General features: G+C 36.9%; 10 protein-coding genes, 1 pseudogene, 1 riboswitch and 1 other annotated feature. Of the genes and pseudogenes, 4 read left to right on the top strand and 7 right to left on the bottom strand.

What is annotated here, in order from left to right:
- Positions 1-88 (top strand): IS3 family transposase (locus tag ACE38V_RS23035; RefSeq protein WP_375845081.1); only part of this gene is annotated, 88 nt, incomplete at its 5' end.
- A 587-nt stretch (positions 89-675) separates the two neighbouring features.
- On the opposite strand, the gene recQ is transcribed toward ACE38V_RS23035, so the two are convergent.
- The 3 genes and pseudogenes from recQ to ACE38V_RS23020 form a co-directional block, all read right to left on the bottom strand.
- Positions 676-2,814, bottom strand: coding sequence for a DNA helicase RecQ (gene recQ, locus ACE38V_RS23030; RefSeq protein ID WP_375845079.1), 2,139 nt, complete (start codon positions 2,812-2,814; stop codon positions 676-678).
- A 175-nt stretch (positions 2,815-2,989) separates the two neighbouring features.
- The gene (locus ACE38V_RS23025; RefSeq protein WP_375845077.1) at positions 2,990-4,012 is read right to left on the bottom strand and encodes a LacI family DNA-binding transcriptional regulator; all 1,023 of its coding nucleotides are present in this window, start codon (positions 4,010-4,012) and stop codon (positions 2,990-2,992) included.
- A gap of 203 nt (positions 4,013-4,215) precedes the next feature.
- A pseudogene (locus tag ACE38V_RS23020) lies at positions 4,216-4,527 on the bottom strand (carbohydrate ABC transporter permease); the annotation flags it as partial.
- Positions 4,528-4,649: 122 nt separating this feature from the next.
- Positions 4,650-4,895 (top strand) — a binding site (T-box leader).
- A gap of 76 nt (positions 4,896-4,971) precedes the next feature.
- Here ACE38V_RS23020 and brnQ point away from each other — a divergent pair.
- Positions 4,972-6,294 (top strand): branched-chain amino acid transport system II carrier protein, encoded by a 1,323-nt coding sequence (gene brnQ, locus ACE38V_RS23015; protein WP_375845075.1) that lies wholly within the window; start codon positions 4,972-4,974, stop codon positions 6,292-6,294.
- Between the two features lie 373 nt (positions 6,295-6,667).
- Here the strand turns inward: brnQ and ACE38V_RS23010 are convergent, their stop codons facing one another.
- Positions 6,668-7,249 (bottom strand): putative ABC transporter permease, encoded by a 582-nt coding sequence (locus ACE38V_RS23010; protein WP_375845073.1) that lies wholly within the window; start codon positions 7,247-7,249, stop codon positions 6,668-6,670.
- A 115-nt stretch (positions 7,250-7,364) separates the two neighbouring features.
- Positions 7,365-7,595 carry an excisionase family DNA-binding protein gene (locus ACE38V_RS23005; protein ID WP_375845071.1) on the bottom strand — a complete coding sequence of 77 codons (231 nt, stop codon included), beginning with the start codon at positions 7,593-7,595 and terminating at the stop codon, positions 7,365-7,367.
- A 141-nt stretch (positions 7,596-7,736) separates the two neighbouring features.
- Here ACE38V_RS23005 and ACE38V_RS23000 point away from each other — a divergent pair, with 141 nt between their 5' ends.
- Positions 7,737-8,225, top strand: coding sequence for a GNAT family N-acetyltransferase (locus tag ACE38V_RS23000; protein ID WP_375845069.1), 489 nt, complete (start codon positions 7,737-7,739; stop codon positions 8,223-8,225).
- Positions 8,226-8,346: 121 nt separating this feature from the next.
- Positions 8,347-8,391: riboswitch (PreQ1 riboswitch) on the top strand.
- Positions 8,392-8,398: 7 nt separating this feature from the next.
- The gene (locus ACE38V_RS22995; RefSeq protein ID WP_375845067.1) at positions 8,399-8,890 is read left to right on the top strand and encodes a QueT transporter family protein; all 492 of its coding nucleotides are present in this window, start codon (positions 8,399-8,401) and stop codon (positions 8,888-8,890) included.
- A 66-nt stretch (positions 8,891-8,956) separates the two neighbouring features.
- Here ACE38V_RS22995 and ACE38V_RS22990 read toward each other — a convergent pair whose 3' ends face one another.
- Positions 8,957-9,916: an ABC transporter permease gene (locus tag ACE38V_RS22990; protein ID WP_375845065.1), complete on the bottom strand. Its 960-nt coding sequence runs from the start codon at positions 9,914-9,916 to the stop codon at positions 8,957-8,959.
- A complete protein-coding gene (locus ACE38V_RS22985) occupies positions 9,909-10,835 on the bottom strand; it encodes an ABC transporter ATP-binding protein (RefSeq protein WP_375845063.1) in 927 nt (308 codons plus the stop codon). Before ACE38V_RS22985 ends, ACE38V_RS22990 begins: the two co-directional genes overlap by 8 nt.
- Between the last annotated feature and the right edge of the window lie 599 nt (positions 10,836-11,434).

The following is an 11,434-nucleotide window of genomic DNA, read 5'->3' as shown; positions in this document are numbered from 1 at the left end:
TATGGAATATTATAATACGAAACGGATGAAGGCAAAATTAAAAATGAGCCCGGTGCAATACCGAACTCATTTTGAGCAAGCAGCCTAATGAAATAACCGTGTCTAACTTTTAGGGGTCACTTCATTTGGAGCTGCTTTTTTGTATTTGTGATTGAACACTTCGTCGGAAGCAATCTTGTATTGCTGGTGTTCTTATGCGGTTTAGTATGAGGGTTGATAAATATGTTGGAACTTAAGTAGAGGGTTCCGGGGTTTTGGGAGTTCGCAATTTTTCAATGTTTCTGCCGTGAGTCTGATTTTTTCGCGAACACCTTAATGATTTCCATCAGTAAATTTTATTCTTCATGAGTAATTACAAATTTTTGCGAGTAAATTTCATTTTTCGCGAATAACCGGAAAATTTCGCGAGCAAATATCATTTTTCGCGAGCAAATCCATAAATTCGCGAATAAATTTTTGAGTTGCGAATAAATTCCTGGTTTTCGCGAATAAATTTTGTAATTCGCGAGTAAAATTGGAAACTCGAGAATAAACTCTCCATTATCGCGAATAAATCAGATTTCCCCACACATTAGTCTTTTCCCCGATAATATGGAGAAATTATTGTTAATTCGCTATCTAATTATGATAAAAGGGAGAACATACCCTGCCTCCCTCTCCTTTCCAACTAGACAATCAATGTACCTTATCTTTCTTCAAACTTGATAAATAAATTTTTATCATGAAGTAAGTTACTTCATTCGGTAATTGTTCTTTGATTGGTTTTAATTTTTCTACTCCCACTTTCTCAACAGCAGCTTGCAATAATGATAAATAGTCTTCGGAGATTTCAGCCATCAAATTGATTTCTGATCCTTGTTCAGAGCAAAGAATGAGATGATTTTCGATTGTGTTGGTGGAAAGATTTCTTTTTTTAGCAATCTCTTTTACCGATTGGTGCTCTTGGTACATTTCAAAAGTGATTAGATGAGAATCCTTCATAACCTTTTTAGCCGGCCTTGCGGTTTCAACAACCATAATGGATTCTTCCTCGGGTTTTCTATCAGGATGAGACTCGCAAAAATCCACAATGATAGACAGAAATTCTTCTCCGTATTTCTTCAGTTTATGCTCTCCAACCCCACTTACTTGTAAAAACTCATTCTTCGTCAAAGGCAATTTCACACACATATCCTTTAGAGAAGTATCAGAGAAAATAACAAAAGGTGGGACTCCCTCCCGTTCTGCTAAACTTCTCCTCATACTTCTTAGCTCTTCAAACAATGGATCTTCATTGGAAATGACTTTCACTTGGACAGCTTCTTTTCTCATTACATTTTCTTTTCCGAGAAGGACATTCTTTCCTTTTGCCGTCACAAAGAGAGTTGGAAAGGATCCTTGGGCGATTCCGATTATTTCCTGAGTAATCAAAAACTCGATAAAATCGCTAATTTCTTTGCTACTTCGATTTTGTAGGAGCCCATATGTAGGTAGTCGATGGAAACCAAACTCAATCACTTTTTTGTTCCTGGATCCCGTTAAGACCTGGGCAATTAAGTTTTTCCCAAATCTTTGACCCATTCGTATCATACAGGATAATACCATCTGTGTTTCCTTGGTCATATCCACACTATTTCTTGTGTCCGTACAATTTCCGCATTTTCCACATGGTCTTCCTTCTTGTTCACCAAAATAGTGAAGAATATAGTCTTGGAGGCATTCCTCTGTATGGCAATAATCCACCATGCTTCGAAGCTTTTCCAATTCTGATTGAATTCGCCCTGGATCAATTGATTGTTCGATTAGAAATCTCTGGATTTGCACATCCTGCTGTGAGAACAAAACAATACATTCACTTTCAAGGCCATCTCTTCCAGCACGTCCTGCTTCTTGATAATAGCTCTCCATATTCTTTGGAAGCTGATAATGAAGCACGTATCGAATATTAGATTTATCAATTCCCATCCCAAAGGCGGATGTCGCAATCATCACGGTTTTTTTATCCTGAAGAAATTGCTCCTGTTCATCAATTCGCTCCTGATCATGCATCCCTGCATGGTAGCGAGCAACTGGGATATTTTCGCCAGCCAATTTCGCATAAAGCTGGTCAACTGTTTTCCGCGTTGCAGCATAGATAATTCCGGCCTCATTTGCGTTCTTTTTTATATATTCCTTTAAAAAGGCATAGCGATCCTGACCTTTAATAACTGAAAAAGAGAGATTGCTGCGAGCAAAGCCTGTGATAATTTCATTATTTACATCAATCATTAAGGATTGACATATATCTTTTCGAACAATTGGTGTCGCCGTTGCCGTTAACGCAAGAACAACCGGCTCATTCGGTAGTCCTTGCACCATTTGAAGGATGCGGCGATAGCTTGGACGAAAATCATGCCCCCACTGAGAAATACAATGGGCTTCATCAACGGCAACAAGTGGAATATCCATGTGATGAAGCTCCTCTATGAACTCTTGCACTTCCAGTCTTTCAGGTGCAATATATAAGAGCTTATACCTTCCATCTTTTGCTCCATTTAGACGTTTATAGGCTTCCGAACTACTAATAGAACTATTAATAAATGTCGCTGAGATGCCTAATTGGAGCAAGGTATCGACTTGATCCTTCATTAGGGAAATAAGTGGTGAAATAACAATTGTTGTACCTGGTAAAAGAAGAGCTGGTACCTGGTAGCAAATGGATTTTCCTCCACCAGTGGGCATAACACATAAAGTGTTTCTTCTTTCTAACACGGAATGAATCGCTCGTTCTTGTCCCATGCGAAAATCTGAATATCCAAAATACGATTGTAACAATTGCCTTGCTTGCTCCAACAAATTTCTTGCTCCTTTCAAATGGAAATACAACTAAATGGATTTTTAAAGAAATGTCTACGAGGGTAGATTGAGGAAAAATAGATGCATTTGAGTTCTTCAATGATACCATAAATATATATTTTTTTCTAACGAATAAAAGGCTACTGAATCTTAGCGAGAGATACAGCAGCCTTTTTTAGTGCTTAGGGGCACAGGACTTACGAATGATTAGTTTTGTTGGAATGGTAATTCTTTTTGGGAGTACATTCGGATTATTAATTTTTTCAAGCAAACAGTTGGTCGCTTCAAAGCCTAATTGAAAAATGCTGATATCCACTGATGTTAAAGGCGGTTTAAGATGCTCAGACAACATATAATTATTGAAACTTACAATAGAGATATCTTCAGGAACTCTTACATTTAATTTATCCAAATGACTGATAAGAGTATAGGCCATGGAATCATCTAATGTAACCAAGGCAGTTGGTGGAGATTCCATGGTAATTAATGATTTAATCACTTCTCTCCCATTTTCAGTGGATTTAATATTGTGTACCACGTATTCTTCTCTAAATGGGATACCTGCTTCTGCTAAAGCCAATTTGTACCCATTTAGGCGATCACAAGTAACAACAAAATGCTTATCTCCACCAATAAAGGCAATATTTCGATGCCCCAATTCAATCAAATATTCTGTCACCTGTCTCGTGATGAAAATGTTATCGTTATCGACATAGGTAATCTGACTTTCGTTTTTATAAGGTCTTCCAACTACGGTGAAAGGAAAATCATTTTCTTCTAAAAAGAGCATTGTTTTGTCATTCACTCTCGATGAAAGAAGAACGATGCCATCCACTCTTTTTCCTTGAACCATGGAATAAACTTCTTCATAGATCTCATCTTCCGTGGCACCTGTAGAAAAGTACATCCCATATTTTTTTGAGTGTGCCACGGTACTAATTCCCTGCAAAACAATAGGAAAGAAAGGGTTCTGAAATGAATTCATACCAGAGTTAGGAAAGACAACACCAATCGTTTGCGTGCTTTTCTGGGCTAAACTCCTTGCTTGCAAATTAGGGTAATAGCCGAGTTGCTCCATCACCTCTCTAACCTTTCTCTTTGTTTTTTCACTGATTCTCGGATTGTCGGCAATCACCCTCGATACAGTAGAAGGTGCCACATTGGCTGCCTTTGCAACATCTTTAATCGTAATCACCAAGATTACCTCCAAATTTGGTTATGTTTTTAATGGTGAATCGATTCCTCGCGCTTCATTCATTTTGCCATTAGCAACATCATTTCGTTTCAGGAAGACTGGTCCAAATCTCCTGCAATTTTAACTACTCTTATTATAGAATACTATTTCCTGAGAGAAAACGGTTTTAAAAATGAATTTTTTTGTTAAGCAATGCACCTGAAAAGTTACTTAACCGCTCCTTCTGAAACTCCATTAATAATTTGTTTTTGTGCAAAGAAATAGCCAATAATAACTGGAATAATTGCAATCGTTAAGTCAGCATGAGCTAAATGCCATTGTTTTGTATATTCTCCAAAGAAGAAGAACATTCTTAGCGGAATGGTTTGCATACCTTCCTGGTTAATGACCAAGGATGGCAATAAATAGTCATTCCAGATCCAAATCGTATTTAAGATGGCAACTGTTACAGTGATTGGTTTGAGCATTGGGAAAATGATATACCAGAATATCTGAAACTTATTGGCCCCATTCAAAATTGGTTTAAATAATCTTTGATAAAAGGCGGTATTTCTCTTTAATATCAACAATTATTAGAATTATTTTAAGTATCGAAATATATTGACATAATATTTTGGCTATGATACATTAACTTCATTAATAAAAATCAATGACGAGAAGAGTAAGATGGAAATCCTGTTCTAAAAGAGAGTCGACAATTGGTGGGAGTCGATGAATGGGTTCTATCTGAAGATCATCTCTGAGATGCAAAGCTGAAATCGAGTAGGCTTTGACGGGTTGTCCTCCGTTACAAAGGAACACGTATGACAGTACGTTGACTAGAGTGCCACAAAGTTTATTTTTTGTGGAATTAGGGTGGTAACGCGAGTACAAACTCGTCCCTTTATTTAGAGGGACGGGTTTTTTTATTTTTCAAGGTGAGCTGTCACTTACCGATTTTGAATACAGAGGAGAGATTTCAAATGAAAAAACGTGACACTTTATTTATCGGACTTATGCTTTTTTCTATGTATTTTGGGGCAGGAAATTTAATTTTCCCTCCGTTCTTAGGAGTTCAATCAGGTACCTCCTTCTGGGTAGCCATTTTCGGATTTGTTTTAACAGGAGTTGGCCTGCCATTTGTTGTCCTTCTAGCCATTTCACTCGTAAAGGGCGGCGTACAAACTATTGGAGATCGTGTTCATCCTGTTTTTAGTACGATTTTCATGGTAGTGGTCTATTTGAGCATTGGACCTTTTCTTGCAATTCCCAGAAATGCGAATGTAGCGTTCGAAATGGGGTTAAAACCCTTTATAAACAGTGGACATTCTTCACTCATCTTATTCTTATATTCTCTTGTTTTCTTTGCACTTGTCTATATCATTAGCTTAAACCCTACGAATATGGAAAAATACTTAGGTCGATTTATCACACCTGTTTTACTTATTTCCATGGTCATTCTTTGTGTCGTTGGATTCGTGAAGTTAGATGGTTCTTTCCAAGCTCCTTCAGTTGCTTATGAGTCTGGCGCATTCTCAAAAGGCTTTATTGAGGGCTATAATACGATGGATGCCCTTGCATCTTTAGCCTTTGGCATCGTCATTCTTTCTGCAATCCGACAAAAAGGGGTAAAGAACAGAAAACAATTAACAGCCTATACACTAAAAGCAGGATTGATTGCTGGAACCTTGCTGGCCCTAGTCTATGTAAGCCTTGGAATGGTTGGAGCAAAAATGGCTGGGAATGGAGATTTTGAAAATGGAACGGAGATTTTGACTGCAGCCTCTACCGTATTACTTGGTTCTGGAGGGAAAGCATTATTAGGATTGATTTTTACGCTTGCATGTTTCACAACAGTTGTGGGATTAACGACAGCTTGTGGTCAGTATTTTTCAAAGTTGCTCCCTAAATTCAGTTATAAATGGGTTGTGCTTGTTGTCACACTTGTTGGTTTCACCCTTTCTAATTTAGGGTTAAATCAAATTCTTAAGTTCTCTGTTCCATTTTTAGTAACAGCCTATCCAATCACCATTGTGTTAATTACCTTAACCTTCTTTAATCGCTTTTTTAAAAATACAAGAGCTGTGTACAGCAGTGCGGTTCTTTTCACAGGAGTTTTCGCTTGTCTTGGGGGATTAAGTGCCTTTGGTTTGGACTTAGGACCTTTGCAAACGATGAGAGAGGTCCTTCCTCTTGCACAGTATGGTCTTGAATGGGTATTGCCGGCCATCGTCGGAACCGTTATTGGGATGGGGATTGGAATCCGGGTGCCAAGACAGGTTCATAATATCGAAAGTGAAAGATGATCGTTCATGAATACCCATCCTGCAAAAAAATAGTCTCCTTTCGTAAACTTTGTGCTCTTGGTTTAAAATTGTTGTAGAATTTTTGGGATCGCTCTGGTTGAATTCAAGGCATTTGTATCTTCGGACCCATTCGGACTGCTTGGATGAATTCTTGAGATTTTGTGTCCGAATCCCAGACTCTTTCGGACAGCTCTGGTACGTTTTTGAGCTTTTGTGTCCAAATCTCGTGCTCTTTTGGACAGCCTTAATAAATACTAAAAAAATCGGGTCCGAATCAGAATCCTAATCACGAAAGTTTAAAATCTGTTCGAAAAAACAACAATCTTTGCGAAAATAGCGGAAAAATCAAACAGCGGATACGATTCATAGCTTCCTATTGAATCGTATCCGTTGTTTTCATGGATGCAGGATTTATTTGCGAGTGTCTTCGTATCGCAAAATACATTTCTATGAGAAGATAGCAAAGAACCACTGGACATAACCAAAGCCAGGAAGACTCGACTCCTCTATAAAGAGTAAAAATGATTGGATGTAGGAACTTTAAACAAACAAGGGACAAGAATAGCCAGCAAAACGAAAAAATCAAGCAAATATGTCCATGCAGCTGCAAAGGGATATCTGTGTAATCCCACCATCGCCTGCGAAAAAATTTCTTTAATAAATACCCGCTCATATACTCCACAAATGAAGGAATAACGAAGCATAGGATAAGCAAGATCATCCAATTTGTATCTGCATGAACTAAGCAAATTAAGAGAACAGGCGCAATTCCATACATGGGCTTAAATGGACCAACAAAAAATCCTGGCTTAAAAAAAGTGTGTTTCGTCAAAAGACTAAAGCTATTTTCAAGCATCCATCCTAAGAACGAGTAGACAATAAAATAAAAAATGATTGCCCCCATATCTGCAATACTCAAAATGTTAGGGTGCTCAAACTCCAATCCGTAAAACAAGGCAAACCCTCCTATTCGAAACAATGGAAATTTCCATCTTAGGGTTCGCCTCGCCAGACCAAAATATACCATTTTAGTTCAGATTAATTCTATCATTCCCTTGAAATTCAAGAATTTAATCTTCATCTTTAATATCCCGATCTTCCGGTATCGGTTCATTCATTATTTCTTCTACTAATGCTCGATATTTTTCAAGCTGTTTCATATGTGTATTAAATTGTTCTTTATAGATTAAATAATTTTCACCGTCAAAAACGGCACGAATTTTCTTTTCCCTAATTAATTTTTCCACTTGGGTTTCTGTTATACTTAAATATTCTGCTGTTTCTTTCATTGTTAGATACATAATCTTCACCTTTTAATTTTTTATTGATTATTTTTATTATTGGGGTTAAAGTCTATATCAATCATATACTTTTTTTCATAAATGAAACATATCTAACAAGCATTCTATCATTTATGCAGAAAAATAAAACGGGGGATTTAAATGGTTACTATTCGCGAAGCGACAATCGAGGACTTGCCGGGAATGTTAGAAATCTATAATGATGCCATCATCCATCTTACAGCCACTTTTGATTTAGAAGAACAAACGCTAGAGCAACGAAAGGTTTGGTTTGAGGAACACGGCGGCATGCATCCACTTATTGTAGCTGAAATTAATCAAGAAATAGCTGGATACTGTTGCTTATCGCCATATAATCAAAAATCGGCATATGCAAAAACATTGGAGCTTTCCGTTTATTTATCCAATAAACACAAGGGAAAAGGACTCGGAACTGTTTTAATGAAAGAAATCATCACAAAGGCCAAAGAGCTTGGACATCACACGATCATCAGTTTAATAACTAGCGGCAATGAGGCCAGTGTGAAAATTCACGAAAAGCTTGGATTTTCCTATGTAGGAACTATTAAAGAGGTTGGCTATAAATTTAACCAATGGCATGATGTGGCCTATTATCAATTAATGCTTTAAACTTAAAAATCAACAAAAGAGAAGTCTGCACCTGAGGCTTCTCTTTTTATATGTTTTCTGACCACTTCATTCTAGTGACAGAGTCAGCAAAATATACTATAATTGTACTTTCGAGTCCAGCTCGAACGTGGTTCGTAACCATCCCACGCAAAAAAACTAAGGAGAGAATAAAAATGAAAGTTAAAACGCTTGTTACAAACGGGATTCTCGCAGCGTTATATATCGTTGTCTCCATGCTCATTCAGCCATTTGGATTTACCCAAATTCAATTCCGGATATCTGAAATGTTTAATCATCTTGTTGTTTTTAACAAGAATTATATTTACGGCATGGTTCTAGGTGTTTTTCTGACCAATCTATTTTTTTCGCCAATGGTTGCTTATGATTTAGTGTTTGGCGTTGGTCAAACCCTTATTTCACTACTCATAACCATTATCTCTGCCCGTTTCATTAAAGGGGTGATGACACGGATGTTCTTTAATACGGTAGTCTTCACCATCAGTATGTTTCTCATCACCATCGAGCTCCATCTAGCTTATAAATTACCATTCTTATTCACATGGTTAACTACTGCCATTGGTGAATTTGTGGTCATGATTGTTGGTGTCCCCGTGATGTATGCATTGAACAAAAGAATTCATTTTGATAAATTAATTGAACAATAGAATGGAAAAAGGAAGAACGAAAAGACATGGGTAGCCTTCGTTCTTCCTTTTTTATAACCAGCAACTTTAAGCCGCAACATCCCTTTTATTAAAAACATAATGTGCAAGCAGCTGGAAGATAACAAAATAGACGATAAGCATGATGATGGAGAAACCTAAGGTCATCCCTTCCACCATTGGCATTCCATCAAAATATTGCATTAAATCCGTATTGGCAAAAAGAATGTATTTTGCCCATTCGAATTTAGCTGCCAATAAACTAGTTATTTGTCCGCCTGTAAACATTAAGAAAATCGATAGCCCGATGGCAAGTGAACTGTTTCTAAATACTGCTGAGATCATAAAGGCCATCGTTGCAAGTATAAGCATCGTAATCGATTGTAATCCGTAATAATTGATAAGGTGGAAGAACATCGATTGTTCTGTAACTTTTCCATCATAATATTTGAGGTAAGGAATAGCTGTCTCTGGTGTTCCGAATAAGATAAACCCTAATATGGAGGAAAAAGCAAATAAGATAACCAGCATCAGCAAAGCAAAGATTAAAACCGTCAAGTATTTCGCTACAAGCAGTCTGCTTCTAGCAATCGGCCGAATTAATAATAGTTTTATCGTTCCCCAATTAAATTCAGATGCCACAATCCCAGCTGCTACGATAATCGTAAATAATCCTGCAAATTGAATGATATTCGAAGCTGAATTAACAAATTCCCAGCCATCATAGTCCTGATTTGGGGAGATATTATGTTTAATTTGGTACTCTTTGATAGCGATATCTCTTTCGAAATATACCTTTTGACTGTCAGGAATCTTATCCCCCATTTGTTGCAATTGCTTTTTGGATTCATTGATGTCCGTTTGTAGCCCCTGCTTCCAGTTCTGATTGTCTGGTGCCGTAGATTTACTATCCTGATATTTTATAATTCCACCCATTACTACAATAATAAAAATAAGCAGACCAATCATGACATAGGTCCCTGGTCGTTTAAATATTTTCAATAATTCATTTCGAATTAAATTAAGCATTCGTGACTGCCTCCTTACTCTCCGTTACTTCTAAGAAACGGTCTTCCAATGTTTTCGTCACTTCTTTAATGCCATAAATTTGAATATCACTTTCGACAAATTTTTTAACTAATGTTGGAATGTCCTCTTTCTTTAAAGGGGCGATGATTCCATTCTCAGTTAATTCCACTTTGATATTTGGATTACTTTCGCTTATAAGCGAAACGGCTTTTTGTACCGGAGTAACCTCTAATTCAAATGTCTTATTTTCTCCTTGAACAAATTCATTCACTAATTGCACGTCTATTAACTTTCCATTTTGAATAATTCCAATGCGGTCACACATCATTTCCATCTCAGAAAGTAAATGACTTGATACAATCACCGCCATATTTTTTTCCTTAGCAAGCATTCTTAAGTGATCACGAATTTCCCTTATTCCAGCAGGATCAAGACCATTCGTCGGCTCATCCAGAATTAAAACATCAGGATCATGAAGGAGAGCCTGCGCAAGGCCAAGCCGCTGGCGCATCCCAAGAGAATAGGTCTTTACTTTATCATGGATGCGGTTTGTTAATCCGACGAGTTCCACCACTTCATCAATTTTTTCCTTATGTACACCCTTGGACATTCGCGCAAAATGGATGAGATTTTGATATCCACTTAAAAATTTATACATTTCCGGGTTTTCCACAATTGCCCCGACATGACTAACAGCCTTTTCAAAATGCGATTTAATGCTGCTTCCTGCGATTTTAATGTCTCCAGAGGTAATGCCAATTAAGCCAACGATCATTCGGATAGTAGTTGTTTTCCCCGCTCCATTTGGCCCTAAAAATCCAAACACCTCTCCCTTATGTACATCAAAGCTAAGGGAGTCAATAATCTTTCTCCCTTTAATAATCTTCGTCACATTTTGTATTTCTACAACTCCTGACATTTCGAAACTCCTCTCGTTTCAAATTCCGGCTTCCTATTATTACCCATATTTTTTCCAACTACTCCATTCTATCCCAATTACCTAAATATCGATAGGGACTTAAGTCTTAGATAAAGATAGAACTTTTAATGTAATTATTAATTATTTTAAATTAATTCATAATGAAAATGGTTAAAGTGAATGAAGAAAATAGATAGGACACAAAAAATTAATGTTATAGCATAAACATTTGAGGGGAAATCAAAAAGTGTATATGAAGAGCGGCAGACATGAAAATCTCAAAGAAATGCCTATTTCAAGAAGAGTTTACCAACTATTTCGAAAATTAATCTTGAAGAGACTCCATGTCAAACCACATATTTTTTTATCATAGCTGTATCAAAAAGCATTATTTAAAAACTACCTAATATTATAGAATGATTCGATGGGAGTGTAATATTAACTGTGTAAGTAAGGAATGCGTACGATTCCATACTCACACAGTTTTTTTGTTTGATAGAATAATAAGTATAAAGCTAAAGGAGTGTTTTCAATGGGAAAATTGAAAAGAGATCCAAACTCCGTAGAATTAGCTAACAAGATTATCGAACAGTACCAAC

The sequence above is a fragment of the Cytobacillus sp. Hz8 genome, from assembly GCF_042263505.1.
Classification (GTDB): domain Bacteria; phylum Bacillota; class Bacilli; order Bacillales; family Cytobacillaceae; genus Bacillus_BE.
Note: the sequence above shows the minus strand (reverse complement) of the source record. Positions and strands in the feature narration are given on the sequence as shown.

What these genes read in the sequence shown, in the direction of transcription:
- brnQ (WP_375845075.1), top strand. Translation starts at nt 4,972, where the DNA reads ATGAAAAAACGTGACACTTTATTTATCGGACTTATGCTTTTTTCTATG.
- ACE38V_RS23005 (WP_375845071.1), bottom strand. Translation starts at nt 7,595, where the DNA reads ATGTATCTAACAATGAAAGAAACAGCAGAATATTTAAGTATAACAGAA.
- ACE38V_RS23000 (WP_375845069.1), top strand. Translation starts at nt 7,737, where the DNA reads ATGGTTACTATTCGCGAAGCGACAATCGAGGACTTGCCGGGAATGTTA.
- ACE38V_RS22995 (WP_375845067.1), top strand. Translation starts at nt 8,399, where the DNA reads ATGAAAGTTAAAACGCTTGTTACAAACGGGATTCTCGCAGCGTTATAT.
- ACE38V_RS22990 (WP_375845065.1), bottom strand. Translation starts at nt 9,916, where the DNA reads ATGCTTAATTTAATTCGAAATGAATTATTGAAAATATTTAAACGACCA.
- ACE38V_RS22985 (WP_375845063.1), bottom strand. Translation starts at nt 10,835, where the DNA reads ATGTCAGGAGTTGTAGAAATACAAAATGTGACGAAGATTATTAAAGGG.